The organism is Luteolibacter luteus, assembly GCF_012913485.1.
In the GTDB taxonomy this organism is placed as follows: Bacteria; Verrucomicrobiota; Verrucomicrobiia; order Verrucomicrobiales; family Akkermansiaceae; genus Haloferula; species Haloferula lutea.
The window spans coordinates 6,256,526-6,282,231 of the sequence record NZ_CP051774.1 but is presented as its reverse complement, the minus strand read 5'-3'; the positions used below and the strand labels follow the sequence as shown (position 1 = coordinate 6,282,231).

Annotated in this window: 22 protein-coding genes; 10 read left to right on the top strand and 12 right to left on the bottom strand. The window is 62.1% G+C overall.

Features of this window, described 5'->3' with window-relative positions; all coding sequences use genetic code 11:
• Positions 1–39 precede the first annotated feature (39 nt).
• From ligA to HHL09_RS25810, 3 genes are all read right to left on the bottom strand, one after another.
• A complete protein-coding gene (gene ligA / locus HHL09_RS25820; protein WP_169457538.1) occupies positions 40–3,060 on the bottom strand; it encodes an NAD-dependent DNA ligase LigA in 3,021 nt (1,006 codons plus the stop codon).
• 159 nt (positions 3,061–3,219) lie between these two features.
• Entirely contained in the window at positions 3,220–4,242 is a 1,023-nt protein-coding gene (locus tag HHL09_RS25815) for a hypothetical protein (protein ID WP_169457537.1), read from the bottom strand.
• A gap of 36 nt (positions 4,243–4,278) precedes the next feature.
• Positions 4,279–4,746, bottom strand: a complete 468-nt coding sequence (locus HHL09_RS25810) for a hypothetical protein (RefSeq protein ID WP_240963703.1) — start codon at positions 4,744–4,746, stop codon at positions 4,279–4,281.
• Between the two features lie 175 nt (positions 4,747–4,921).
• Between HHL09_RS25810 and HHL09_RS25805 the strand changes: the two genes are divergently transcribed.
• The 4 genes from HHL09_RS25805 to HHL09_RS25790 all read left to right on the top strand — a co-directional run bounded on the left by HHL09_RS25805 (position 4,922) and on the right by HHL09_RS25790 (position 10,009).
• On the top strand, positions 4,922–5,407 hold the full coding sequence (locus HHL09_RS25805; protein ID WP_169457536.1) for a PTS sugar transporter subunit IIA: 486 nt from the start codon (positions 4,922–4,924) through the stop codon (positions 5,405–5,407).
• Between the two features lie 87 nt (positions 5,408–5,494).
• Complete coding sequence (argS, locus tag HHL09_RS25800; RefSeq protein ID WP_169457535.1) at positions 5,495–7,246, top strand: arginine--tRNA ligase; 1,752 nt, start codon at positions 5,495–5,497, stop codon at positions 7,244–7,246.
• 121 nt (positions 7,247–7,367) lie between these two features.
• A complete protein-coding gene (locus tag HHL09_RS25795; RefSeq protein ID WP_169457534.1) occupies positions 7,368–9,059 on the top strand; it encodes a putative manganese-dependent inorganic diphosphatase in 1,692 nt (563 codons plus the stop codon).
• Positions 9,060–9,253: 194 nt separating this feature from the next.
• On the top strand, positions 9,254–10,009 hold the full coding sequence (locus HHL09_RS25790; protein ID WP_169457533.1) for a PEP-CTERM sorting domain-containing protein: 756 nt from the start codon (positions 9,254–9,256) through the stop codon (positions 10,007–10,009).
• 18 nt (positions 10,010–10,027) lie between these two features.
• Here HHL09_RS25790 and HHL09_RS25785 read toward each other — a convergent pair whose 3' ends face one another.
• The 4 genes from HHL09_RS25785 to HHL09_RS25770 all read right to left on the bottom strand — a co-directional run bounded on the left by HHL09_RS25785 (position 10,028) and on the right by HHL09_RS25770 (position 12,598).
• Positions 10,028–10,417 (bottom strand): hypothetical protein, encoded by a 390-nt coding sequence (locus tag HHL09_RS25785; protein WP_169457532.1) that lies wholly within the window; start codon positions 10,415–10,417, stop codon positions 10,028–10,030.
• Between the two features lie 141 nt (positions 10,418–10,558).
• Positions 10,559–11,125, bottom strand: coding sequence for a hypothetical protein (locus tag HHL09_RS25780; protein WP_169457531.1), 567 nt, complete (start codon positions 11,123–11,125; stop codon positions 10,559–10,561).
• 131 nt (positions 11,126–11,256) lie between these two features.
• Complete coding sequence (locus HHL09_RS25775; protein WP_169457530.1) at positions 11,257–11,799, bottom strand: hypothetical protein; 543 nt, start codon at positions 11,797–11,799, stop codon at positions 11,257–11,259.
• 223 nt (positions 11,800–12,022) lie between these two features.
• Positions 12,023–12,598, bottom strand: a complete 576-nt coding sequence (locus tag HHL09_RS25770) for a hypothetical protein (RefSeq protein ID WP_169457529.1) — start codon at positions 12,596–12,598, stop codon at positions 12,023–12,025.
• Between the two features lie 219 nt (positions 12,599–12,817).
• On the opposite strand from HHL09_RS25770, the gene HHL09_RS25765 reads away from it, so the two are divergent.
• On the top strand, positions 12,818–13,654 hold the full coding sequence (locus tag HHL09_RS25765; RefSeq protein WP_169457528.1) for a DUF899 domain-containing protein: 837 nt from the start codon (positions 12,818–12,820) through the stop codon (positions 13,652–13,654).
• A 202-nt stretch (positions 13,655–13,856) separates the two neighbouring features.
• Here HHL09_RS25765 and HHL09_RS25760 read toward each other — a convergent pair whose 3' ends face one another.
• From HHL09_RS25760 to HHL09_RS25750, 3 genes are all read right to left on the bottom strand, one after another.
• Complete coding sequence (locus HHL09_RS25760; protein WP_169457527.1) at positions 13,857–14,318, bottom strand: hypothetical protein; 462 nt, start codon at positions 14,316–14,318, stop codon at positions 13,857–13,859.
• A gap of 178 nt (positions 14,319–14,496) precedes the next feature.
• Complete coding sequence (locus HHL09_RS25755) at positions 14,497–15,033, bottom strand: PEP-CTERM sorting domain-containing protein (protein ID WP_169457526.1); 537 nt, start codon at positions 15,031–15,033, stop codon at positions 14,497–14,499.
• 2 nt (positions 15,034–15,035) lie between these two features.
• Entirely contained in the window at positions 15,036–18,488 is a 3,453-nt protein-coding gene (locus tag HHL09_RS25750) for a pyruvate carboxylase (RefSeq protein ID WP_169457525.1), read from the bottom strand.
• Positions 18,489–19,114: 626 nt separating this feature from the next.
• Here HHL09_RS25750 and HHL09_RS25745 point away from each other — a divergent pair.
• The 3 genes from HHL09_RS25745 to HHL09_RS25735 are packed head-to-tail and all read left to right on the top strand — an operon-like array spanning position 19,115 to position 20,552.
• Positions 19,115–19,600: a hypothetical protein gene (locus HHL09_RS25745; protein WP_169457524.1), complete on the top strand. Its 486-nt coding sequence runs from the start codon at positions 19,115–19,117 to the stop codon at positions 19,598–19,600.
• Positions 19,597–20,082: a hypothetical protein gene (locus tag HHL09_RS25740; RefSeq protein WP_169457523.1), complete on the top strand. Its 486-nt coding sequence runs from the start codon at positions 19,597–19,599 to the stop codon at positions 20,080–20,082. Before HHL09_RS25745 ends, HHL09_RS25740 begins: the two co-directional genes overlap by 4 nt.
• Positions 20,079–20,552 (top strand): hypothetical protein, encoded by a 474-nt coding sequence (locus HHL09_RS25735; protein ID WP_169457522.1) that lies wholly within the window; start codon positions 20,079–20,081, stop codon positions 20,550–20,552. Before HHL09_RS25740 ends, HHL09_RS25735 begins: the two co-directional genes overlap by 4 nt.
• Positions 20,553–20,914: 362 nt before the next feature.
• Here the strand turns inward: HHL09_RS25735 and HHL09_RS25730 are convergent, their stop codons facing one another.
• A complete protein-coding gene (locus HHL09_RS25730; RefSeq protein WP_169457521.1) occupies positions 20,915–21,850 on the bottom strand; it encodes an RluA family pseudouridine synthase in 936 nt (311 codons plus the stop codon).
• A 139-nt stretch (positions 21,851–21,989) separates the two neighbouring features.
• On the opposite strand from HHL09_RS25730, the gene HHL09_RS25725 reads away from it, so the two are divergent.
• Positions 21,990–22,190, top strand: a complete 201-nt coding sequence (locus HHL09_RS25725; RefSeq protein ID WP_169457520.1) for a hypothetical protein — start codon at positions 21,990–21,992, stop codon at positions 22,188–22,190.
• Between the two features lie 317 nt (positions 22,191–22,507).
• Positions 22,508–24,919, top strand: a complete 2,412-nt coding sequence (locus tag HHL09_RS25720; RefSeq protein ID WP_169457519.1) for a serine/threonine protein kinase — start codon at positions 22,508–22,510, stop codon at positions 24,917–24,919.
• Positions 24,920–25,173: 254 nt separating this feature from the next.
• On the opposite strand, the gene HHL09_RS25715 is transcribed toward HHL09_RS25720, so the two are convergent.
• Positions 25,174–25,683 carry a hypothetical protein gene (locus tag HHL09_RS25715; protein WP_169457518.1) on the bottom strand — a complete coding sequence of 170 codons (510 nt, stop codon included), beginning with the start codon at positions 25,681–25,683 and terminating at the stop codon, positions 25,174–25,176.
• Between the last annotated feature and the right edge of the window lie 23 nt (positions 25,684–25,706).

Here is a 25,706-nt window from a genome sequence, read left to right as displayed (position 1 = left end):
GGAGACTGCAGCGGAGGCGGCTGGCGCGGCTCGCCAAGCCTATTCGCCGAGCATCTTCGCCAGTTCCGCTTCGTCGATCACGGGCACCTTCAGCTTGTCCGCCTTGTCGCGCTTCGATCCGCCGCCATCGCCGGAGAGGAGGAAGTCGGTGCTGGCGGAAATGGAGCCGGAGACCTTGGCACCTTTCGCTTCGAGGTGGCGCTTCATGTCATCGCGGCCCATGGAAAGGGTGCCGGTGATGACGAAGGTCTTGCCCGCCAGCGGAAGGGCGGACAGATCGGCTTCGGCGGGCTTGGGCAGGTAGTTCTCGGACTTCGGGTTGATACCGAGATCGCTCAGGCGCTCCAGAACATGCACGCCGCCTTCCGATTTGAAGAAGGTGATCACCGACTCCGCCACCACCTGTCCGGCATCCGGGGAAACGGTGTAGGCCGCCAGGGTCTTTTTGAGGGCGTCGGCTTCTTTCTTCAGCGCCTTGTAGGCGGTGTCGCGCTCCTTCTTCTCCTCATCACTCGCGGGCAGGTTCTCCTTGTTGCGCGGGGAGATGTGCTTGGCTTCGGCTTCCTTGTGGGAAATCGCGGAGATCGTTTCGAGGATCGGCGAGCAGACCGGCTCGCCATCTTTCAGATGCGCGATGTCGGTGAGGTGCTCGTGCAAGCGCGCGAGTTCCTTCGCGGCCGATTCACCGACCTGGCGGATGCCCATCGCGAAAAGCCATCGATCGAGCGGCTTCTCGCGGGCGCGTTCCAGCGCCTCGATCACCTTCGCGGCATTCTTTTCGCCGAAGCGGCGCGGCTCGGTGTCGGTGCCGAGGTTCAGCGAGGGAAGCTCTGCCGGATCCAGCTTGAAGAGATCCAGCGGCGTGCGGCAGAGCCCTCGGTTCACCAAGGCCTCTGCCACGATCCCGCCGACGGCCTCAATGTCGAGAGCCTTCCGCGAGGTGAACTGGCGGATCTTCGAGACCGCCTGCGCGGGGCACTCGAAGTTCGTGCAGCGCCAGGCCACGAAGCCCTCTTCCTTGGAAATCGGACCGCCGCAGGATGGGCACTTCTCCTCGACATAGAGATCGAGACGGAAAGGTTCCAGATCCGCGGGAGGATCGATGACCCTGACCACCGCGGGGATGATCTCACCGGCCTTTTCGATCACCACCCGTGCGCCCTTGTAGATCTTCTTCCGCTGCATCTCCTCCTCATTGTGCAGCGTCGCACGGGAGACGGTGGTGCCGGAAACGAAGACCGGCTCCAGCTCCGCCACCGGCGTCAGCACCCCGGTGCGGCCTACCTGGATGGTGATGTTGTTGATCGTGGTCTCCTTTTGCTCCGGCAGGAACTTGTAGGCTGCAGCCCAGCGCGGCGCACGCGAGGTAAAGCCCAGCTTCGTGCGCTCCGCGCGATGCAGGACCTTCACCACCGCACCATCCGTGCCGTAGCCGAGGCCGTGGCGAATATCATCGATCGCCAGCACTCTCTTGCGCAACTCCTCTTCCGAATCGGCAAAATAGACCGGCAGGTTCCGCGGGATTCCGAGCTCATCGAGCAACTGGTGAAAGTCGGTCTCCGATGCCAATTCCGGGCCTTCATAAGCACCCAGTCCATGGGCGAGGAAGGCGAGGGGACGTTTCGCGACCTCCTTCGGATCGAGCTGCTTGAGCGCGCCAGCAGTGGCATTGCGCGGGTTCACGAAGGTCTGCAAGCCTGCTTCGTCGCGCTCCGCATTCATCGCGGCGAAGGCCTCGTTCGGCATGTAGATCTCACCGCGGACTTCCAGCAGCGTGGGAACCGTGACGGGACCCGCGGGCTGTGCCACCCGGGGGATGATCTCGCCCTCGTGAAGCACTTGAAGACCGATCGGAACAAGTTCGCCGTCCTCGGTCTTGATCAGATCGCCCTCATGCGCGCCAGCGATCCGGGTGCCAGCGGCGTTCTTCCATTGGTTATATCCGGCATCCTCGAAGCCATTCGCTTCGAACCAACCGCGAACCTCGTCCAGCTTCGGTTCCGTGCCATCGACATAAGGCTGGGAGATGACAAAGACGGGGCCCTTCTCGGTTTCAAGGATCCCGTGAAAGCGGATGTCGTCGCCGAAGAGCCGGTTGCAGGCTCCGATGTTGGCGAGATACGCGATGCTGCCTTGCGCTCCGAAGTTCGGCGGGATGGTGAATTTTACCACCCGCGCGAGTTCCGCGATGTAGAAAACGGTGTGCTCCGATTGGCCGCCTAGTTCCCGCCAGTCTTTGACGAGCTCAAATAGCGCTTCTGGATCGAGGATCCGACCAACTTCAGATCCCCATTCAAGAATGGATTTGGCTTCTTGTCGGATCCGTTCCTGAAGATCGTCTCCATGACTTGCTGCCTGGTCAGCAAGGAGCCTTTCGCGGAGGCTTTCTGCCGGGCTTTCCAAAGCCGCTCTGCCAGTGCCTGTGCTTGATGGGTCCTGCTCACGGGCGGGAAGGTAGGGAAGGATCCGGCTCAGGTCAATAGGCGCCGGAGCAGGGGACTTCGGTGTCAGCGTCAGCGGGATGCTGCGGATGGTACGGACGTTGTTCGTGATGTCATCGCCCGTGGTGCCATCGCCGCGGGTGGCTGCATAGGATAGCGAGCCATTCCGGTAGACCAGCGAGACCGCCACACCATCGATCTTCGGCTCCACGGTCACCGCGATGTCTTCGCGGCCGAGGTTCTTCTGCAGGCGCTTGTAGAAATCGATGAGCTCGGCCGCGGGTTGCTCCGCGTCCTTCAGTTCGAAGACGTCGTCGATGCTGAGCATCGGCACCAGATGGCGGACCTGCTTGAAGCTATCCAGCGGCGCACCGCCCACGCGCTTGGTGGGGGAGTTCGCGTTGTCGAACTCGGGATGCTTCTCCTCCAGTTCCTCCAGCTCGCGGAAGAGCTTGTCGTATTCTGCATCGGAGATCTCCTGAGTGGCCTCCATATAGTAGAGGCGATTATGGCGTTCAAGTTCAACGCGGAGATCGTCGATGCGCTTAAGTTCAACGCGCAGCTCCTCGATGCGTTGTTCGGGCCCCGAGAAGCAGGTGTTGAAGAGATCGTCGTCCATGGATGAAAGCGGCACAAAGCCTGTGACAAGGAAGCCGCGGTATGGACTCACTTCAAGCTTTAGGGCGCTCCGGCCAAGAAGACGAAGGGTCTTGAAGAAAGCGCTGCTTGTTCAGGGATCGCCATCCCGCAAGAGCAGGGACGCCTTGTATCCCTTCGCCTACTTCGTCGTCTGCGACAGCGGTCGGCCCAGCTTCTGGTCCAGTGCCTGATCGCCGATCGCCCATTCGTCGGAAAGCACGCGGGTGATCTCGAATTGCCGCTTGTCCGACTTCTCATCATGGCGGATCTCCAGCGTCACGCGGCAGGCCTTTGGCTTCTGTCCCGCTGGGGCGTTGTCCTTGTCCAGCAGCTTGGCGATCAGCTCATGGAGTTCCCCGTCCTTCGGCACGTAGCCGAACATCAGGGTCTCATTGTCCGGAGAGGCGATCCCGTAGCAGGCCCACTTGGTATCATCGCCATAGATCCCGTTGTAGTAACGGTCCGGGGAAAGGAAGACCCGCACGGTACCGGTGACCGTCTTGTCGGAAAGGATCTCATTCCAAGCCGGCGTGCTGTAGCGGTCGAAGCCATCGAAATCCACCAGCCACTTTCCGGAGGCATCCGGTGCCAGCAGCGCCAGGCGATTGCGGCCGGTGTCAAAGGTCACCACCACGCCTTCCAGTTGCAGCGCGCGGCTATTCACCGAGCCCACCGGCTGGACCGACTTGAGCTTGCCGTCCTTCTCCGGCAACGCGGCCAGCTTCGCCAGGATCTCGGAGGGCGCCTGCTCGGTCGGGCGGATCAGGCCTGCCAGCTCCGCTTCACTGCGGGCGGCCAGGAAATCCTCCACCAGCTTTGCGGCCGCCGTTTCATCCGGCGCGGGCGCCAGGGGAATGGTGGCGGGCTTCGGTGGTGGCGGCGGGGAAACGACGAAGGCCTGATGCTCCTCCGCGATCCGCGCCTTCGAGACGCCAGCCCAGAGGAGCAGGCCGATCACGACTGCCGCGGTCGCCGCCAGCATCCCGGAGATCACCAGGATCAGCTTGATGTTCGGCTCTTTGATTTCCACCCGTTTCCGGGTGTGTTTCGTGACGCGGGACTCGGAGTCCCGGTTCATCTTCGGCACATGGCCGATGGATGGCGCGTCGCCGACCTGGCGGGAATTTCTTCCCGGACGGTGTTGAAAGGAGTTGGAAGACATGGCTGAGGGGAGGAACCGAGTCTTGGCCGAGGGCTTTTACCTCGGGTATAATGTGATGCGGTAGGGATCATACCGGTCATCCGGGCGGAATAGCCAGCCCGGATTCCGGTTCACGACCTCATAGCCGGTCAGCATGAATGTCGGTAGGAATTGGTTGCTGTTAGGATCGTAGCTGTCGGATCCTGTAAAGTAGCCCTTCAGGCGATACTCATAATTGTTGTCAAATCCGTAACGCTGCCCGTCCGGACCATTCTCGGAAAGGCGGTCCGGCTGGCGCTTCTTGTCCTCCTTGATCATGACCAGCTTGGCCTTGTCCCAGGACTGGCGCGGGCGGCGGACGTAGCCCCAGAAGCGGGTCTTCTCCACGTGGTAGCGGCGGCCGACGAAAGAGTCACCGCCTTGCTCCGAGGCGATGTCCGCCCTCCGTTGCTCGACGGTCGGGCCGCCCATGTTTCCGGTGCCCATGCTGCCGCACTGGCAGAGCACCCCTGTTCCGAGAATCACGAATCCGCGCGAGATCAGGCGCATAGGCGCGCAGGCTAAGGACGCAGGGGTAGGGATCGCAAGCGCCAATGCCGGGTGATTGCCCTTGGCCGAAAACCGCTTGCAAAACCTTGACCGCACGGGTAACTCCGGCCCCCCGCCCAAGCGGCGGGAATCGATCTTTTCCAACGTACGCATGAAGCTGGCCAACCTTCTTTCCCCAAGCAGGATCATCCTCGAGATGTCCGCGGGAGAGCATTGGCCTGCCATCGTGGAACTGATCGACCACCTCGTCAGCGAGGGTTCGCTGGATCCCGCACTGCGGGACGAAGTGCTGGCGGCCCTCAAGATCCGCGAGGAACAGGTCAGCACCGGAGTCGGCCATGGCGTGGCCATTCCCCATGCGTTTTCGGAAAAGCTCGACAAGGTGGTGGCAATTCTCGGCCGTTCGAAGACCGGGATCGACTTCGAGGCCCTGGACCAGAAGCCGGTCCACTTCGTGATCCTCTTCCTCGTGCCGAAGAAGGACTATCACCTTCACCTCCAGACGCTTGCAGCCATCGCGAAGATGTTCACCAACGGTGAGATCCGACGACGATTGGGCGAGGCCGGGCAGCATCAGGAGATCCTCGATATTTTCTCGGGCAAGTCTCCCAAGACGGCCGCGAATGGTGCGGCTTGATGCCCGGGCCCTCGTCCCGCAGGCTCCGTCTTCCGCTTTTGCCCGCCGGGCATTTTCCGGCATTCCGTTTTTTCGTTCCATCTTCCCATGACCCTCATTCAGGACCTTGAATCCCGGCTCGCCGCCGCCTTCCAGACCGTGCTCGGCGAAAGCGTCAGCGCGCCCGTGGTGGCCGCTGCCGACCTCCGCTTCGGCGATTACCAGAGCAATGCCGCGATGGCACTGGCCAAGCAGCGCAAGACCAACCCGCGCGCGCTGGCGGAGCAGGTCATCGCCGCGGTGGACCTCGGCGGCCTCGGCACCGCGGACATCGCCGGTCCCGGATTCATCAACTTCCGCATTTCTCCGGAAACCTACGCCGCGCGTGCGAAGGAGCAGCTCGCCGATCCGCGCTTGGGCGTGCCGGAGGCAGCAGAGAAGCACACGATCGTGGTGGACTTCTCCGCTCCGAACGTGGCGAAGCCGATGCACATCGGCCACATCCGCTCGACCATCATCGGGGACTCGCTTTCCCGCATCGCCAGCTTTCTGGGGCACCGCGTCATCCGGGATAATCACATCGGCGACTGGGGCACCCAGTTCGGCATGGTGACCTGGGCGTGGAAGCAGATCCTGGATGAGAAGGCGCTGCTGGCAGATCCGCTCCTGGAGTTGCTGCGGCTCTACCGCTTCGCGAATGACGCCAAGAAGGCGGATGAAGCGGTGGCGGAGGCCTGCCGCCTGGAACTGGTGAAGCTCCAGCAGGGCGATGAGGTAAACTTCGCGATCTGGCAGCGCTGCATCGAGCTTTCCCGCGCGGGTCTCGACAAGATTTACGATCGTCTGGACGTGTCCTTCGATCATTGGCTGGGCGAGAGCGCCTACAATGATGCGCTGGCACCGCTGGTGGATCACCTGATCGCCGAGGGCATCGCGCGAGAGAGCGATGGTGCCGTGTGCATCTTCTCGAATGGCGTGCCGGAAGATAAGGCGAAGGATCCCTTCCTGGTCCGCAAGGATGGCGAGTGGATCGATTTCCCGATGATCGTGCGGAAGAGCGATGGCGGCTTCAACTATGCCTCCACGGACATCGCGACGATCGAGTTTCGGAACAAGGAGTGGAACGCGGATGCCGCATGGTATGTCGTCGATCACCGCCAGTCCCTGCATTTCCAGCAGCTCTTCGCCGTGGCGGGGCGCGTCGGCTTGGGTGAGATGGACCTGCGCCACATCTCCTTCGGCACGATCCTGGGCACCGATGGCAAGCCGCTGAAGACGCGGGCAGGGGATCTGCCGCAGCTGGCGGACGTGCTGGATGAGGCCGTGGCCGCCGCGCGGATCGCAGTGGCGGAGCGCAGCCGCGTGGATACGGATGAAGAGCGGGCCGAGCTCGCCGAGCTCATCGGCATCAGCGCGGTGAAGTTCACGGAGCTCTCCCACCATCGCCTCTCCGACTATGTTTTCGATCTGGAGAAGATGCTGGCACTGCAGGGCGACACGGCCCCGTATCTCCAGAACAGCGTGGTGCGCTGCAGCTCGATCTTCCGGAAGCTGGAAGATCCGGTGGACCTCGCCGCGGTGAATCCGGTCTTCACGGAGGAAGCGGAAATTCATCTCGCCCGTCTCATCGCGCGTTATGGTGAAGTTGTGCCGATGATCCTTGATGATCATCGCCCGAACTTGCTGGCGAATTATCTGCTCGAGCTGGCCCGTGCCTACCACTCCTTCTACGAGGCCTGTCCCGTGCTGAAGGCGGAGGAGCAAGTCCGCGACAGCCGCCTGGTGCTGTGCAGCCTGACCAGCCGGGTCTTGACCCATGGCCTCGGTTTGCTCGGCATCCGCTGCCCGGAGCGGATGTAGTACATCTATTTTCATAGGGTGTACTTTTGCACCCCTGCTTGCCGTTTCGAATATCTGCGGCATCATCCGCGCGCCCGGCGCTATCCGGGCACCCCCTCCCAGCCTCAAAGACAGCTCCTTCATGGAACCGCCACGCCGCAGCCTTCCTTTCTACGTCATTGGTCACAAGAACCCGGACACGGACGCCATATGCTCCGCGATCGGGAATGCCGCGCTGCTGCGCATGACCGGGGAGCCGAATGCCGTGGCCGCCCGTTGTGGCGAGGTGCCGGCACGCACGGCCTGGGTGCTGGAGCAGGCGGGGATTGAAACGCCACCGCTGGTGACGGATGTGCGCGCCTCCGCGGGCATGATCTGCCGCCGGGATGTGGTGCAGGTTTCGCCCACGGATACTTTCATCGTGGCCTACCGCCGGATGCTGGCCAGCGGGGTCCGCTGCGTGCCCGTTGCAAATGGCGATGGCTCGGTGCAGGGGATGCTCCGTTATCTCGATCTGCTGGAGCTGCTGGTCCCCGGTGATGCCAGCGGCCTGCAGGCCCGGACCGTGAATGTCGCACTCTCAAAGATCGCGAACACGCTGCACGCGGAGAGCGTGGGCTTCCCGATGCCGGAGGGCGATGATGAGGAAGAGCTGATCCTGCTGGTCGGTGCTTCCTCGCAATCGACCGTCGAACGCCGTCTCAAGCAGGCGGCGAAGGAAGGGAATGTGAACCGCTTCCTCGTAATCTGCGGGGATCGCCCGGTGGTGCAGCATTATGCGATCGAGAATGGCGCCCGCGCCCTGCTGGTGACCGGTGGCAATGGCGTGGAGCCTGCGCTGCGCGAGATGGCGCGGAAGCGCGGGGTGATCGTGATGCTCTGCTCCCAGGATACCGCGAGCTGCTCCACGCTGATCCGTTGCTCGCGCACGGTGCGCCACGTGATGGAGTCGAATTTCGCCACGGTCTCCGGCAGCGAGCCGGTATCGCGCCTGCGAAAGGGCCTCGCTTCTTCCGAGCAGGATCTCTTTCCGGTGCTGGATCCGATCACGAAGGAGATGATCGGGGTGCTTTCGAAGAGCGATCTCATCGATCCGCCGCGCACCCGCCTCGCGCTGGTGGATCACAATGAATTTGCCCAGGCCGTGACCGGCGTGGACGAGAGCGAGATCGTGGAGGTCATCGATCACCACCGCCTTGCCGGCGACCTGGTCTCGCGCGAGCCGATCCGTTTCCTCAATGAGCCGGTGGGCTCGACCTCGACGCTGGTGGCGCGCAAGTTCCGCCACCGCTATCTGGAGCCGGACAAGGGCACCTCCATGTGCCTCTGCGCCGGGATCATCGCGGACACGCTGTGCCTGACCTCGCCGACCACCACCGAGCTGGATCACGAGATGCTCGGCTGGCTGAGCGAGCTCGCGGGGATCGATCCGGCGAAGTTCAAGGAGGAGTTCTTCGCCGTCGGTTCGCTGCTCGCGACCGGCACGCCGGATGCGATCCTGAATGCGGATCGGAAGGAGTTCATCGACGAGGGCGTGAAAGTGACCATCGCGCAGGTGGAAGAGCTCGGTCTCCATGCCTTCCCGCCGCGCCGGGAAGAACTGGAAGCGGCGCTACAGAATCTGGCGAAGGAGAACGAATACGAACTGGCGGTGCTGGTGGTCACGGATATCGCGAACCATCACAGCCTGGTGCTGGCCGCGGGCGAGCCGAAGTTCGTCGCGAACATCCCGTACGGAAAGCTGGATGCGAGCCTCTACGATGCCCCCGGAGTGGTGAGCCGGAAGAAGCAGATCTTCCCGGCTGTCTGCCAGGCGCTGCGGAAGGCGGGATGATCCCCGCGGGCTGCGGTGATCTAACAGAACCTGCCGCGCTGCTTGCTCAAGCGTCGGCACACGCTCCTCTTGCGAGGAAAATCTCTGCTTCCTGCGCGTTGGCCTTCACTGACCGCGCGCGGCTCCCGGATTCGGCCATTGCAGGAATCTAACACCGCCCGATAATCCGGCCGCTATTTCACCCCATCACCCGTATGTTTCGTCGCCCGATCACCCGGTTTTCCCGCACCCTGTCATTTGCCCTCGTCTGCACCGTTCCCGCCCTGAGCGAGGCCGCCACGATCGTCGGGAGCCTCAGCAGCCCGACGGTTTATAGCAATGTGGACATCAGCACGGATGTCACGGACTGGGCCTACTTCGGCATCGGTGGCGATGCCTCCGCGGTCGAGCACAAGGCGGATGGCCCGGTTTCTTTCAGCGCGATCACCGGCGGCAGTTTCGTTGGCGGAGATAGCCGCATGTTCCTGGGTTTCACCGGTGGCTCTTCGACCGGGACCCTCACCGGCGGAACCTCCTTCGTCTCTGCCCAGCAGTCGGACGGTGCCTCGCTGAGCTTCACCTACACGGTGCTGGGCGTCGACCAGAGCCTCCAGATCTATCTGGTAGGCTACAACAGCCGCGCGGACATCAATGTCTCGCTCGCCAGTGGCGGCAGCTACTCGCTCGAAGATCAGGTGCTGCCCTACACCGATGACGGCGATGCCACCGGCTCCGGTCACCACGCCGGCCTGCTCACGCTGGATCTCACGGGTGCCACGGTGGGCGATGTCCTCACCTTCACCGTCAGCAACGAATACGACGGCGTGAGCGATCCCTCCTTTGGCTTGATCGGCATCCAGGCCGTGACCGTCGTGCCGGAGCCATCTGCAGCGGCCCTGCTCGGCGGATGCGGCATGCTCGTGCTGCTGCGCCGCCGCCGCCCGATCTTGCGAAACCTCGCATCGGTCTGAGCGAGGTAGGCCTGGAGGCTAGTCCGCAACGGATTCTATCTTCCCGTCCTTGATCGTGTAAACGGGCGAGGTGGCCATGACCGCTTCGCCCTCTTCACGCAGCACCACGCGCACGCGGAAGGGTCCCGGGTCACGCGGGATTCTCTTCACGGGATCCATGCCGGGATCACCGATCGGAAGCGTCTTGCTCTCACCGAGAGCGATTGCTTCCTCGATGATTCCGGTACCGCACCACGCATGGCCGCTCTCGGCGAGCCACTTGTCGTCCTTGCGGAGTTCGAAGTGGTAGCCGGACAGATTCCCACCCCGGGATCCGAGGCTGTATTGAAGCTTCAGCGAGGAACCATTGCGGATCACCAGCTCGATCGCGCCGGGCCTCTCCCTGTTCTGCTGAAGCGAGATCGTCACGTCCTTCTGCGTGGGACGAAAAGCAGGATCGCCTCCTGGGCAAAGGAGGAAAACGTCGATACCAACAACACCAGCGGAGCGAGGATCTTCATGTCATCTACCATGAGGGGCTTCGCCCGTGGAAGGCAAGGACTGGGCTGCTTACTTCCTGCTTTCCATGAAACCGGCGAAGAGCACCAGGGCGATGACGATCACGATGATCGTCGCAACGATGCCCAGGAACCACCACATTACCTTCGAGCTCTTGTATTTGATATGCGGCGTCGCTGCGATGACCTGCTGGTATTCCGGACTGAAGACCATCGTGCCCTTGCGTGACATCAACAAATAAAGGATGTAGGCGCTGATGATGGTGCCGATCGGAAAACCGAGCAGGCCGATGCCGGCGAGGATGGCACCGATCGCGCGGGAAGACTTCTTCAGCTTCCTCAAGCCGGAGCCGACCTGGAACTGTAGAGCACTGATGATCGCGAGGAAGGCGATCGTAGCCCAGCTTGCTTCCGTGGCGCCGCCGCCAGAGAACATGACCCACAGATTGAAGATGGCGCTGAGGCCGATGAGGATCGCGCCCAGCACGTAGAGGGTTCCCACGCTCTTCACCGAAGCTTCGTGACCGATGTAGGCGAGGCGGATGCCCTCGGGATCATTCAGGGGCGGGGCTTCGGTGGCTGGATCGGCCACGGGCGCGCTATAGGGATTGGCGTCCATAGGAGTAGGATGGGTGAACCGGCGCAGCCTGATTTAAACAAACCAAGAAGTCAAGGTGGCGTGATATGTGACCATCCTGAGCTTATTCCATGGTCGGAGGCCAAGGGGGGATGCAGTTGGGTCCCTGGTAATCACAAGGCGGCGCGCATGACCAAGGAGAACAAGGAGCCGAGCACCACCACCCCGATCACGATCAGGATCATCCACAGCAGCGGGGACTTGCATCTCAGCTCCGGCGTCGCTGCGATGGCCTCTTGGTATTCCGGGCTGAAGACCACCTTGCCCTTGCGGGAAAGAAGCAGATGGAGATTCCATGCACCGAGTACCGTGCCGATCGGAACCGCGATCAGGGCCATCGCGGAAAGGATGATGGCGACATTGCGGGCCGGTCTTTTCAATTTTCTCAGACCGAGCCCGATCCAAACCATTCCGGCGACGAGGAGAACGGAAGGCACAACGACATATGGCATTATCCTTGGATAGTTCGCCGTTCGGGAAATGAAAACGGCAGCCTGGATGAGGGCGAAGCCCGCCGCGAATAGATAGAGCACTCCCATGCTTCGCACCGCCGCTTCATGCAGGATATGGGCGGACCGGATGGCCACCGGCTCCTTCAGAAGCGAAGGCTCGCCAACTTCGGTGGTAGCAGGCGCGGCATAGGGATCGGCTTCCATCGTCGTGCGATGGAAGGCTGATTCGGATGAACCATGCAGTCAAGATGACCAAGTGGTGCTCCAATGCCCCAAGGGGGCAACCTGAGATAGCCCGGGCTCAGCGCGAAGCGCGCAGCCCCGGGTGAGGCCGTGCCAATATATTAGTGCCCTGAAGGGGCACGCGGAGGATCCAATTCATCTTCCCGCATCGCCTGCGCCACGAGGGGAGCACCGGAGCTCCTCCTCATCCACCTTTCACCGCTGCCGAGATGGCGGCGATGAGCCCGAGGGCCACAAATGCCAGAATCACCACGCCAAACAGCAACAGGACTGCCCACACGACCTTCGAGGTCTTGTATTTCACGTCCGGTGTCGCGGCGATGACTTCCTGGTACCCGGAGCTGAAGACCATGCTGCCCTTACGCGACATGAGCAGATAAAGGACGTAGGCGCTGATGACCGTGCCGATGGGAACCGCGATCAGGCCGATGGCCGAAAAGATGGCGGCGACGGCACGGGCGGGTTTCCTCAACCTTCTCAGGCCGATGCCCATCCAATATTGCAGCGCGGTGATCACCGCCAGGATGGCGACCAAGCCCCAGGCGGACTCCTTGGCGAGCTCGCTGCCCGTGATCAGTGCATGGGCATTGGTGATCGTCCACACGGTCATGCCCATCGCTCCGAGAAAATAGAGGGTCCCCACGCTTCGGACAGACGCTTCATGCGCGATGTGGGCACGGCGGATCTCTTCAGGATCGCTCGGCAGGGGGACTTCGCCGGTGACAGCTGCCACGGGGGCAGCATAGGGGTTTGCGTCCATGGGGTGGGGTGGGTGAACCTGCGGAGGATGAGTTAAATAAATAAAATGTCAAGTTATCACGATTGTGACAACTTGAATGAGGGCGATATGCACTCAATCATTCCGCAATTTTCAGGAAAAGTCACCAAACCTGTCCTTTTTCCATCAACCGCTTCGTCGGATCTCGGAACGGGTCCATATTGAACCCTTCGTTTTTTTCATTCATCCGAGAATATTGCCATGAGCACGAATGCCACATTATCCGGGTCCCGGGCGCTGGGCCGGAATCACCAGATTGTCTCCGAGCAGGAATGGATTGCGGCCCGCAAGCTGTTGTTGGAGAAGGAGAAAGAGTCGTTCCGCGTCCGCGACCAACTGGCCGAGGCGAGGCGGGCGCTGCCTTGGGTAAAGGTGGAGAAGGATTACGTTTTCGAAGGTCCGCAGGGAAAGGTGAAGCTGGCGGATCTCTTCGCCGGGCACAGCCAGTTGCTCGTTTACCACTTCATGTTCGGCCCCGATTGGAAGGAGGGTTGCCCGAGTTGTTCCTTTGTCTCGGATCACTTCGCCGGCAGCTTGCCCCATCTCGCCGCGCGCGATGTTTCCTTGGCTGTGGTGTCGCGCGCGCCCTTTGCGAAGATCGCGGAGTTCAAGAAACGCATGGGCTGGGACTTCACCTGGGTCTCGTCTTACGGCGGCGATTTCAATGGCGACTACCATGTGTCCTTCAGCGACGAGCAGCTCGCGAAAGGGAAGGTGGACTACAATTACACGCTGCAGGAATTCCCCAGCGCCGAGGCACCCGGCATCAGCGTCTTCTATAAGGACGAGGACGGCAGCATCTATCACACCTACTCCAGCTACGACCGCGGCGTGGAGACCGTGATGAGCACCTATGCCATCCTCGACCTCATGCCCAAGGGCCGCGATGAAGGCTCCTTCGATTTCCCCATGGCCTGGGTCCGCTACCACGACGCCTACGAGACCAACGAATTCGCCGACGCCGACAAACCCTACTGGCCCGACGCAGTCGGAGCTCCATCGTCACCGTCATCCTCATCAAGTTGCGGCTGCAAATAGGAGAGGGGACCTGCCCGGGAGCGCGGAGGCTCTGCCCCGCAGAAGCAATCCTAGCGGCGTGCTGCTCTTCCATCCTCATCCAATCAAGACCTCGCCATTTTCATCCCACCACCGATCACGAACGACCGTCAGGAACCATCCTGCGGGCCAGAGGCTCCGCGCTCCCGGGGGAAAAGCACCAAGTGATCCGCCGCCGCTCCACCTACATCCCGGCTCCCGGCTCATTGCCGCGAGGCAAACACCATCCATAGAAAGGGTTCTGCACCAGCACCGCCTCAAGGATCGCCAGAACCAAGATTATCCAAACGACAAAAGGGATCTTCGCGCGCATCCCCGGTGTCCGGGAAACGACCTGCTTGTAGTCCTCGCTGAATACCACGCGGCCCTTCTCTGATAGCGTGAGAAACAGTAGATAGGCGCAAAGGATCGTGCCTACCGGGAACAACACGAAGAGGCCCAAGCCGGCAAGGAGTGCCGCGTGGACCTTGCTCTTCTCATCCAGCTTTCTGATCCCCGTCCCGACAACAATTGCGCAAGCTCCTCCAAGGCCGGAGCCGAAGAGGTCGATATACGAAGACCCAAACCTGGGGGGCGTCGCGACGAAATAGATCATCGTTGCGATTGAGATCAGCAGTCCGCCGAAGAGGACCATGATTGAACCCATGGACCTTACTGCCACCTCGTGACGGAGATGTCGCCTCCGAATCTCTTCCACGTCCGCAGAAATCGGCAAACCGCAAGAAAGGTCCGGCGCGCTGGGGGAAAGATCGAGATCAGATTCCATCGCGCAGAAGATCATCACAGCCTAGCGAACAGGCCGCCCCTGTCCATCTCGTCTCCTTTTACACCAGCGCCCTCCGCCGCCGGCGAAACCCGAGCACCAACCCGGCCATCCCGAGAAGCAGGCACGACGAAGGCTCCGGCACCAGATGCATCGGTTGTCTCATGTTCGCGCCCAGAAGTCTTGTTCGAGTCCTGATCAGGAATGTGATGCCTTCCAGATCCACGGAGCCCTTCAGGACATCGAAGGAAACCACTCCCTCCATCGCAGGGAAGGCATCGTTCAAGTCCCTGAGGAAAGTAAAGCTGCCGGTCCCATTCGGACTGCCGCTCCATGTCAGGCATATCACCGGTACCGATTGACCGGCAGGGAAGACATTGACGGACACCAGATCCGTGTCGCTCAGGCGATCATCGCCGAAGACGAGATGGAATTGGTCGAGGCTGTCGCTGGAGGCACCCCGGGGCTCAAGTGTGAAATGCCAGGTCAGGATGCGGCCGTCCGTCACCACCACCGCCGCATCGCCACGATGGGCCGTGAGACCCATCCCGGCGATGCCGATCAGTGAAGCAAGGATCCTGCGTGATGGTGACTTCACCCTCACTCCAGCTTCGCCAGCAGATCGTCGCTATCCACCTGATCGCCCTTCTTCACCAGGATCTCCTTCACCACGCCATCCGCGGAGGCGCTGACGGTGGTGAGCATCTTCATGGCTTCGAGCACGATCAGCTTGTCGCCTGCCTTCACCTCTTGTCCCGGGGACACGGCGACTTCCGTCACCATGCCGGGCATCGGCGCGCAGGCCTGGGCGGGATCGTTCGGATCGCCCTTCACGCGGGCGGCCTTGGAAACGCTCACGCGGGACTTGTCTGTCACCATGCTCTCGCGCGGCATCCCGTTCAGCTCGTAGAAGAGTGTCCGCTGCCCGTCCTCATCCGCATCGCCGATCGAGACCAGCTTCACGAACAGGGTCTTGCCCGGATCGATCTCCATCTCCACCTCTTCGCCGACGTGCATGCCGTAGAAGAAGGCCGGCGTCGCCAAGCCACTAAGGTCATCGTACTTCTTCTGGAAGTCCACGAAGTCCGAGAACACCTGCGGATACATCAGGTGCGAGTAAAGGTCATCGTCATCCGCCGCGCGGCCGATCTTCTTCGCCACCAGCTCGCGGGTCGCTTCCAGATCCACGGCCTCCGCCAGGTCACCCGGACGCTGCGTCGTGGCCGGCTTGTTGCCCAGCACCACCTTCTGCACGTCGGCAGGCCATCCGCCATCCGGCTGGCCGAGTCCGCCGGCCAGCATGTCGATCACGCTTTCCGGCCAGTCGATCGAGCCCGGCTTCAGCTTCGGCACGTCCGCCGCCTTGATCCCGCGGGTAATCAGAAACATCGCCATGTCTCCCACCACCTTCGAGGACGGGGTGACCTTCACGATGTCTCCGAAGAGCGAATTCACATCCGCATAGGTCCGCGCGATCTCGCGCCAGCGGTGACCCAGGCCCATCGCATTCGCCTGCTCCCGCAGGTTCGTGTACTGGCCGCCGGGCATCTCGTGCTCGTACACCTCCGCCGTGCCGGCACGCGGCGCGGAGTCGAAGGGCTTGTACTGTGCCAGCACCTCTTCCCAGTAGTCGGAAACCTCGTTCAGCGTGTCCGCATTCAAGCCCGGATCGCGATCCGAATTCGCCAGCGCGGCGCACACCGAGTTCAAGTTCGGCTGCGAGGTCGAGCCCGACATCGAGGCAATCGCCAGGTCCACGATGTCCACGCCCGCGCGCGCCGCGGCGATCACCGAGGCGGCATTCAGGCCGGACGTATCGTGCGTGTGGAAGTGGATCGGGATGCTGATTTCCTGCTTCAGCGCATCCACCAGATTGTAGGCGGCCTGCGGCTTGCAGAGACCGGCCATGTCCTTGATCGCAAGGATGTGCGCGCCCATCTTCTCCAGCTCCTTCGCCTTCGCCACGTAATACTTCAGCGAGAACTTGTCGCGCTTCGAGTCGAGGATATCGCCGGTGTAGCAGATCGCCGCCTCGCAGAGCGCCTTGCCGTGATCGCGCACCGCCTCCATCGCCACCTGCATGTTCGGCAGGTAGTTCAGCGAGTCAAAGATCCGGAAGATATCCATCCCCGCATCCGCGGAATGCTTCACGAAGCCCGCCACCACATTGTCCGGGTAGTTCGAGTAACCCACCGCATTCGAGCCGCGGAAAAGCATCTGGAACAGCGTGCCCGGGATCAGCTCGCGCAGGCGGCGCAGGCGTGCCCACGGATCTTCCTTCAGGAAGCGCATCGCCGTGTCGAAGGTCGCACCGCCCCACATCTCCAGCGAGAAAAGGTCCGGCAGACCTGCCGCATAAGTCTCCGCGATCCGCAGCATGTCGAGCGTCCGCATGCGTGTGGCGATCAGGGATTGGTGCGCATCACGCATCGAGGTATCCGTGATCAGCAAGCGCTTCTCATCCAGGATCCACTTCGTGAAAGCTTCCGGCCCTTTCTCTAACAGAATGTCCCGGCTGCCCTGGAAGGACTTCACCTCCGCGTGCGGCACGCGCGGACTCAGGATCGGCTTCTCCGGCTTCCAGCCCTTGGCCGTCGTGTTGCCATTGACCGTAATGTCGGAGAGGTAGGAAAGCAGCTTCGTCGCGCGGTCACGCTTCGCGCTGAACTTGAGAAGCTCCGGCTTGGTATCGATCAGCTTCGTGTGTGCCTGGCCGGCGCGGAAGGTCTCATCCCGGATCACGTTTTCCAGGAAGGGGATATTCGTCTTCACCCCGCGGATGCGGAATTCGCGCAGCGCGCGGTCCATGCGCACGCAGGCCGTCTCGAAGTCGCGGCCCATCGCCGTCAGCTTCACCAGCATCGAGTCGTAGTACGGCGTGATCACCGATCCCGCATCGCCCGATCCCGCATCCAGACGGATGCCGAAGCCCGCGGCGGAGCGGTAGTTCAGGATACGGCCGTAATCCGGCGCGAAGCCGCGCTCCGGATCTTCCGTCGTGATGCGGCACTGGATCGCATAGCCATTGCAGGGGATCTGGTCCTGCTGCGGGATCGCGATCTCGTTTCCAAATAACGGCAGCCCCTTTGCCACCAGGATCTGGGAGCGCACCAGGTCGATCCCCGTGACGCACTCCGTCACCGTGTGCTCCACCTGGATGCGTGGATTCATCTCGATGAAGAACCAGTCCTTCTGGTCCATGTCGTAGAGGAATTCCACCGTGCCCGCATTGTTGTAGCCGATGCCCTTGGCCAGTGCCACTGCGGCATCGCAGAGATCCTTCCGCACCTTCGGATCAAGCTCTACGGAGGGCGCGATCTCCACGACCTTCTGGTAGCGGCGCTGCACCGAGCAATCGCGCTCGTGCAGGTGCACCACATTGCCATGCTGGTCACCCAGGATCTGCACCTCGATGTGCTTGGCGCGGGAAATGTAACGCTCCAGGAAAACGGCGGCATTGCCGAAGGCATTCAGCGCCTCGTTCTGCGCCTCTGCCAGCAGGCCGGCCAGATTCTCCGGCTTCTCCACCACGCGCATGCCGCGGCCACCGCCGCCGAAGGCTGCCTTGATGATGAGCGGGAAGCCGATCTCCTTTGCCACCTTCAGCGCCTCCGCCGGATCCGTGATCGGCTCCTCGGTGCCGGGCAGGGTGGGGACATTGAACTTCGCGGCCAGCGTTCGCGCCGCGGTCTTGTCGCCCATGTTTTCCAGCAGCTCGGGGGAGGGGCCCACGAAGGTGATGCCCTCGCGCGCACAGGCCCGGGCAAATGCTGCATTTTCCGAAAGGAAGCCGTAGCCGGGGTGCACCAGGGTCACGCCCTTCGACTTCGCCAGCGCCACGATGCCCTCCACATCCAGATATGCACCCACCGGGCCCTTCTCCTTGTCGAGCTGGTAGGCCTCGTCCGCCTTGAAGCGGTGACGGGAGAAACGGTCCTCCTCCGCGAAGATCGAGACGGTGCGGAGGCCGAGTTCGTTTGCGGCGCGGAAAATGCGGATGGCAATCTCCCCACGGTTCGCGGCGAGAAGCTTGTCGGTCTTGGGTTGCGGCATGCGGGCAAGTTCCTAACGGAGCGCTGCGGAATCGGCCAAGGGGAAAGGTGGCAAGCGCATGCCCCGATTGGGTATCCGGAAAAAAATTGAAGAAACTTTCCCGAAAAAGCTTGACGTGGGGTCGGTTCGGTCTTAATCCTTCGGCGTCGCGACAATAGTAGGCGGCCCGATTGAGGAGTTCACCGGTTTTTGGGTTTTTCCGGGTACTAGTCGATCGGGCCGCTTCATTTTTGGGCGGAAGCAGCCATTTTGAGAGGTTGTAGCGCCTGTTGTGAATTGATAATCAAGGAGTAGTCTGTGGTTTTCCTTTTCGCCGCCTTGATCCGATCTGTTTGGCTCAAGCCCGGAAGCACCTCCCTAGGATCCTCCGCCGCATCGCGGTCTGAGATCCGCTGCCTCCATTGCGCCAAGGGCACGCCCCATACCAGCCTGGGCCGTAGGGCCTAGTAGCGCCGGAAGAAATACCGGGGGCTGAAGGCCCGATCTATCCGAACGGTTCCCAATAGGCATGGAATGCCACCTCGGCACTGCCGCCTTCCTGATGCCTTGACGACCGCATCATCTCTTCCCTCCATATCAGGGAACGAGGGCTCCGATCTCCGGGAGAAGACCTGTCCTGACTCCGCATGACGCCGAAGCCCCTCCATCGCTCGATCACCCTTTGGTCCGGCATCTTCATGATGCTCTTCATCGCGTGGGCGTGGCGGGATTCCATGAAGATGGTCTCTCATCTCAGCTACGGGCGGACCACTTCGTTCAGCTTGGGCAGTATGATGGGCATCGAGATCCGTCCGGTATCCGGGCCCCCGGATTCCGGGCGGGTGCCTTTGGAAAAGAGCCTGTTCGGCCCCACCGTCGCGGCTTCCTTGCCTCCTCCTCTTTTCCTGCGTGGCGAGGCCCAAAAGTCCGGCATGTCATGGATCCCCGGGGAAGCGACGCATAAGCACTTCGCCCGCTACACGAAGATCGAGCCAAAGGGATACCGCGCCATCCTCATTCCCTACTGGATACCGCTAATGCTTTCCGTGCTGATCTGGTCCGGCCTCCTCCTCTGGCGTGCCAAACGGCATCGCCCTGCAGGACATGCGGTTCTAACAGAATCATCCGCATGACCCCCAAGCCCCTCCATCGCTCGATCACCTTCTGGTCGGGCATCCTCGTGATGATCTTCATCGCGTGGGCGTGGCGGGATTCGTGCCGGATGCTTACCAACGCAAACGCCGGTCACGGCTGGTGGATCGGGAATCTCTACGGAGGCTTCCAACTGAGCGATACTCATCGCCCGCCGCACCCCCTGATCGAACGGATCGCCCGTCCTCCACATCCGCCGGACCAACCGCTTTTCCCCAGGCCATTCCGCATCCAAGGCGAGGGATACTCCGTGGCCCTCATCGGACGGGAGCAGATCGACGCCTACACGCAGCAGGTGAAACAAGCGACCGATCACGAAGCGATGGCGCGGCTCTTCATGAAGATAGGCCAGCACGGGAAGGTCGCGTATTTCCTTCCTCACTGGTGCCTGCTACTTTCTTTCGCGCTAGGCTGGACCGGTCTTCTTTTCCTCAGGGCACAACGGATCGAGAAGACGAGATGAAACCCCTCCATCGCTCGATCACCTTCTGGTCGGGCATCCTCGTGATGATCTTCATCGCGTGGGCGTGGCGGGATTCGATGAAGGCCCAATCCTCTCTCCGCCGCCACAATTACCACGCTCAGAACCTGTGGGGCTCGATCTCCGTCGAGAGGACGCCGCTGCTTTATCGTGGGGACGCAAGTCGATTTCCACTCGATCGCTCGGGCGGCTTCTCCGTTTTCTCGAAGACACCAGCCTTTCCGCCACCACTGATTCTCCGCGGTGGCGGAGAAGAAAGCGCCTACGAGGTGCCTGAGCTGGGAATCTATCACGAGTGGATCAAGCAGCGCTTCCGCTACCTGCCGCAGGACTCCTGGATCGTGCTGCTTCCCCATTGGATGCTGCTTGCCCTCGTGGCCCTGCCGTGGTCGGGACTTCTCCTCTGGCGCTCGCGTCGCCATCACCGCGCCCAAGCGATCGCAGCAAGCTGAGGTAGGTCGCGCACCCTCTCAAGTTACTCCCTTGGGGCAGGGGAAGCCCCGACCGATGCAGCCAAAAAAGGAACCGGAACCCACGGATCACCTCCGCCTCCTCTCCAGATTCAGCCCCCCCGTCTCACACAAAGCATCCGTGTATTCCGTGTATTCCGTGTATTCCGTGGTTCCTCTTCTCCCTGCCTTTCAAATTTCGCGTCCATTCGCGCCCTTTCGCGGTTAAACAAAAAGTCCCCGCCACCCCCACATCCTCCGCGTCCCTCTCCGCGCCCCCGCGGTTCGTTCCCTTAAACTCGCGCTTCGCTTGCGCCTCCTCACAGCAAGCACCCCATTACCCCGCGAAGCACACCCGGTTTTTTCTACCTCACCACATCCCCCAACTCCCCATCCAGCATCTGCAGCCACGGCGTATACTCCGGCGGCACCGGCGCCTCGAAGGACATCCGCTTCTTGCTCACCGGATGATCAAAGGTCAGCCGCCACGCATGCAGCATCAGCCTGCCCGGCTTCGCCTTCTGACGCTCCGGCTTCGCATAGATCGGATCCCCGATCAACGGGCAACCCTTGTGCAACAAATGCACCCGGATCTGGTGCGTCCGCCCCGTATGCAGATGGCACAGCACCAGCGATGACCCCGTCGAGCGATCGATCGAAAGCAACTGGTAGTCCGTGATTGCCGGCTTGCCGCCCGGCGGATTCACCACCGCCATCTTCTGGCGATTCACCGGATGCCGCCCGATGTGCGTGAAAACGGTATCCTTCTCCGGCGAGGGAATGCCCTGCACCACCGCCAGATAGAGCTTCTCCATCGTCCGCCCGGAGAACTGCTCTGTTAGAGACTGGTGCGCCAGATCGGTTTTCGCCACCACTAGGCAGCCGGAAGTATCCTTGTCCAGCCGGTGGACGATTCCCGGACGCTCCACGCCGCCGATTCCCGAAAGCTGTCCCTTGCAATGATGCAGCAGCGCATTCACCAGCGTCCCGTCCGGGTTACCCGCCGCCGGGTGCACCACGATGCCGGATTCCTTGTCCAGCACCACCAGATGCTCGTCTTCGAAAAGGATGCTCAGCGGGATGTCCTGCGCCTGTGCCTCAGCCGGCACCGCCTCTGGGATCGCGATGCTCAGGCGGTCGCCCATCGCCACCGAATCCCGCGGCTTCGCCGGCTCGCCATTGCGGAGGATGAATTGCTCCCGGATCAGCTCCTGGATCCTGGACCGCGACAAATCCGGGAGATTGCCCGCCAGCCAGGCGTCCAAGCGCATCCCGGCATCTTTCTCCACACGCAGTTCCATCGCCGCGGAGGCTGGGGGCGGGCGAGGGGACTTGTCAATCGGGGCGGAGAGCAGGATCTCGCTCCTTGCTTTTAAGGGCTGGCCGCGTCATGGACTCATCGGAAACCGGATTGTCCGAGCTATGGAGAAGAAACACATCTTGAAAAAGACGACCCTTTCCGCAGGACGCTGGTTCGTCGCATTTCTCTGCCTCTGGGCAGTCTTCGACAAAGCCCCGGGGACTTCTCATCTGCTGCACTTCTTGACCGTGCTGGCCAGCGTCATCGTCGTCGGGGAATATTTGAAACCCACGGTGAGTTCTTCCCGCAGAGCCGCCGGCCCGGCGGAGGCCGGCAACTGACGGGACATTATTCCTTCCGGGATCCCGCGTATTCCGTGGTTCTTCTTTCTCCTGCCTTTCAAATTTCGCGCCCTTTCCCGGTTAAGGATCAAACTACGCCCCCGAATCTCCGGGCCCCCTCCGCGCCTCCACGGTCCGATCTCGACACCCCAGCTACGCCCATCCGCGGCCACCCCCCCATCAAACCCGCGAAGCGCACTCCGTTTGATGATCGGAGGATTGATGAGGGGGATTTCTCGTTTTCCCCTTCACGCGCATTTCACGAACTTCACGGGAATTGAAGTTTCAACCCGGCACACAGGCAGCTACCATCAGGCATGCCCGAGGGGGAACCGGACATTGCCTATTGCCACGCTTGCGGAGCGACCATGGACGTTTCGCACCTCGCGCCTTTTTCAAACGTCGAGTGCCCCGCCTGCCGGAAGCACACGCGCGTGAAGCGCGAATTCGGCCCCTACACCCTCCTGCGCCGCCATGCCGTCGGCGGGATGAGCGTCGTCTTCATCGCCTTCGACAATACCCTCAGCCGCGAGGTGGTGGTGAAGATCCTCAACGAGGAATACGGCAGCGATGAAAAGCGGATCGGCGCCTTCGAGGAAGAAGCACGCATCACCGCCTCCTTCAGCCATCCTCACGTCGTCCGCGTCTTTACCACCGGCCGTGCCTTTGGCCGCTTCTACATCGCGATGGAGCTCGTTGGTGGCGGCCACTATGAGCACCACATCCGCGAGCGCGGCTCCATCCCGGAGTCCGAGCTGTTGCCATTGGCGATCCAGATTGCCGATGGCCTGAAGGCCGCACAGACGGCTGGCCTCATCCACCGCGATGTGAAGCCGGGCAATATCCTGCTCGATGCCTCGGGGAATGCGAAGATCGTCGACTTCGGTCTCGCCCTCGTGACGAAGGGCGGCAAGGCGAAGGCCACTGAAATCTGGGCCACGCCGTACTACGTCCCGCCGGAGACCATCGAGGGCCAGCAGGAGGATTTCCGCTCCGACATCTATGCCTTTGGCGCGACCCTGTATCACGCCCTCGCCGGGAAGCCGCCCTGCGATGAGGAGTCGATGGACACGAACAAGCTGCGCGATGCGAAGCACCGCGTGCTCCCGCTGGCCAAGGCCGCGCCATGGGTGAGCCTCGATACCTGCACCGCGATCGATCGCGCGATGGCGCACGATCCGGAGCAGCGCTTCCGTTCCTACAATGATCTCATCTCCGCGCTGGAGATCGCGCGGCAGCGGCTGGCCAGCGGTGGCTTCGCCGATACCCCGGCGAAGCGCTCCGCCGCCGCGTATTCCGCGAAGAAGGACAAGATCGCGCTGGTCGCCGCCTCCATGCTGGTCACCGCCGCACTGGCCTTCGGCGTCTGGTGGGTGGGCCGTGGCAACCAGCAGGCAAACCCGCTGGTGAGCAATCCGCCGCCGCCATCCTCCGCGCTGCCGGATGCCACGAAGACCGCGCCGAAGAGCGATGGCTCACGAGCGGGCGGGCTGTATCGCGATGCCGGCGTGGCACTCAGGGCAGGGGACTACGCGAAGGCGCGCGAGCTTTTCGCCGCCGTGCGCGATGACGAGGGCGTGCTGGAGCCGACCGGGTCATGGGCCGCTTGCGAGGCGGTCGTCGCCGCTTATTTGAATGGGGATTCCACCGCGGCGCGCAGCGAGGCCCGCCTGGCGATCTCGCACGTTCAGGAAGCATCGATCGAGAACTCGCTGCGGGATTCCTTGGAAGGCACGCTGGAAAGGGTGAAGGACTTCCATCCCCTGACCCGCAAGTCCGGCAATCCGAAGCTCCGCGGTCCTGCCGTGATGGCATCCCTGATCCATGGCCTGAAGAATTGGGAGCAGGGCTTGTTAGAAGAAGCGCGGCCGCACTTCGATGCGATCCTGGAGCTCGATGCCGCAGGTCCCGATGCCTGGCTGGAGCCGTACAAGGCGATCATCCTCGAATACGTGAAGGATCATGAGAAGCTGATCGCCGCGATCCCCGCCAGCTATCCCGATACCGCGCATGCCTGCCATGGCTTGGTGAACGACCTTCACGCCGTGCACGCCAGCCTGAGGACGAAGGGCCGCGCGAAGTTCAATATCCGCGCCGTGCAGCTCGATCTCGAGAAGCGGGCGCGCCTCTTGGAAGAAAAGGACCAGCCTGCCGGTGATGCCCAAGCCCATACCGGTCCGGGAGGCGAAGGCGAGCAGCCGGCGGAAGCACCTGCCGAGGATCCGCTCGTCGCGGCGCGCACCGCGAATGCCGAGTGCCGCTTCGCCGATGCCGCGGAGATCCTGAAGACCTCTGAGTTTTCCAAGACGGAAGCGCCTGCCTCGGTGGCCCTGCTTTCGCTCAGCGAAGCTGCCGATGCCTTCCTGAGTGATCTGGAAGAAAAGCTGCAGGCGAAGCAGGAAGACATCCCGCTGGAGATGAAGAATTCCATCAAGCTCCAGAAGGTCACCGGCAGCCGCCACGGCGGTGTGAATGCCATCGACGTTGCCGGACAACCCCGCGAGGTCTCATGGTCCGAGCTTTCCCCGGACAGCGTCATCGAGCTTCATCGCGCCCTCGTGAAGGATGAGACCAGCGAGCTCGAACGCCTCCGCCGCCACGAACAAGCCATCGCCTTCGACCTGCTTGCCGGAAACGCCCAGCGCGCCAAGGAAGCCGCCGGCGTCCTCGCCTCCCGCTACCCCGCCTTCAAACGCCGCTGGGACCAGATGCAGCCGGCGCTGCGCTAGCCGCACCGCCATGGCAAGGCGACGCCGCCTCTCAGGTAGGGTCGGACGCCCCCGGCCGACCGCCGCGGCGGCACGAACGCCACGACACGTCCACCGATCCCGCGACATGGGCTCCAGCGCCAAAGGCGCATCCTATACTTGCCCGAGAACGCGGGGCCTAGGACCTCGGTTTACCTAATATCAGAGCGCTGAAGGTCCGCTGAATACGTCCGCCACTCCCAAGACCTGCTTCTCTGGCTCTGCAAAAGCCCCACCTAACGCTCCCCTGTAAATCTCATCCTACCGCGCTGCTCGAACTCAAAAAACAACACCTCCCGCCGGCCCACATAGAACCCCGAAACCAGAAACGCCGTTACCCAAACGCCAAGCGCGAAGACCATCCAGATCCCGTTCAGATACGCCAAGCTGATCCCATTCAGCGCACCGGCCTGATCGCCGAAACGGAAATCGATTACCCCTTGGGAAATCGGATAGAACGCCGAAAAATCCGAGATGTAGTCCGTGCTCCAATAGAGTCGCCCCCGGATCACACAGCTCCACAGGCCATTCGCCAGCATCCCCGCCACCAGAAGCGTCGCGTGAAACACCAGCGCAACCTTCAGCCATCGGCCCGAGGCGCGCAATGGCCGGAGGAGAAACCAAAAGACCGGCAGACTCGGCACGAGCAGAACCAAGTGCAGGGCGAGCCCCGGCACCAGATACCAGGCGCACTCCCCTAGGAAGCTGCTCCAGTTCGAAGGCTCGTAAGGCCAGTTCAACTCCATCGCCCGAGCCTGTGAAAACAACG

Excerpts from the sequence above, each read along its gene's own strand:
- ligA (WP_169457538.1), bottom strand. The coding sequence starts at position 3,060 with ATGGACGACGATCTCTTCAACACCTGCTTCTCGGGGCCCGAACAACGC.
- HHL09_RS25815 (WP_169457537.1), bottom strand. The coding sequence starts at position 4,242 with ATGTCTTCCAACTCCTTTCAACACCGTCCGGGAAGAAATTCCCGCCAG.
- HHL09_RS25805 (WP_169457536.1), top strand. The coding sequence starts at position 4,922 with ATGAAGCTGGCCAACCTTCTTTCCCCAAGCAGGATCATCCTCGAGATG.
- argS (WP_169457535.1), top strand. The coding sequence starts at position 5,495 with ATGACCCTCATTCAGGACCTTGAATCCCGGCTCGCCGCCGCCTTCCAG.
- HHL09_RS25795 (WP_169457534.1), top strand. The coding sequence starts at position 7,368 with ATGGAACCGCCACGCCGCAGCCTTCCTTTCTACGTCATTGGTCACAAG.
- HHL09_RS25790 (WP_169457533.1), top strand. The coding sequence starts at position 9,254 with ATGTTTCGTCGCCCGATCACCCGGTTTTCCCGCACCCTGTCATTTGCC.
- HHL09_RS25780 (WP_169457531.1), bottom strand. The coding sequence starts at position 11,125 with ATGGACGCCAATCCCTATAGCGCGCCCGTGGCCGATCCAGCCACCGAA.
- HHL09_RS25775 (WP_169457530.1), bottom strand. The coding sequence starts at position 11,799 with ATGGAAGCCGATCCCTATGCCGCGCCTGCTACCACCGAAGTTGGCGAG.
- HHL09_RS25770 (WP_169457529.1), bottom strand. The coding sequence starts at position 12,598 with ATGGACGCAAACCCCTATGCTGCCCCCGTGGCAGCTGTCACCGGCGAA.
- HHL09_RS25765 (WP_169457528.1), top strand. The coding sequence starts at position 12,818 with ATGAGCACGAATGCCACATTATCCGGGTCCCGGGCGCTGGGCCGGAAT.
- HHL09_RS25760 (WP_169457527.1), bottom strand. The coding sequence starts at position 14,318 with ATGGGTTCAATCATGGTCCTCTTCGGCGGACTGCTGATCTCAATCGCA.
- HHL09_RS25750 (WP_169457525.1), bottom strand. The coding sequence starts at position 18,488 with ATGCCGCAACCCAAGACCGACAAGCTTCTCGCCGCGAACCGTGGGGAG.
- HHL09_RS25745 (WP_169457524.1), top strand. The coding sequence starts at position 19,115 with ATGACGCCGAAGCCCCTCCATCGCTCGATCACCCTTTGGTCCGGCATC.
- HHL09_RS25740 (WP_169457523.1), top strand. The coding sequence starts at position 19,597 with ATGACCCCCAAGCCCCTCCATCGCTCGATCACCTTCTGGTCGGGCATC.
- HHL09_RS25735 (WP_169457522.1), top strand. The coding sequence starts at position 20,079 with ATGAAACCCCTCCATCGCTCGATCACCTTCTGGTCGGGCATCCTCGTG.
- HHL09_RS25730 (WP_169457521.1), bottom strand. The coding sequence starts at position 21,850 with ATGGAACTGCGTGTGGAGAAAGATGCCGGGATGCGCTTGGACGCCTGG.
- HHL09_RS25720 (WP_169457519.1), top strand. The coding sequence starts at position 22,508 with ATGCCCGAGGGGGAACCGGACATTGCCTATTGCCACGCTTGCGGAGCG.
- HHL09_RS25715 (WP_169457518.1), bottom strand. The coding sequence starts at position 25,683 with ATGGAGTTGAACTGGCCTTACGAGCCTTCGAACTGGAGCAGCTTCCTA.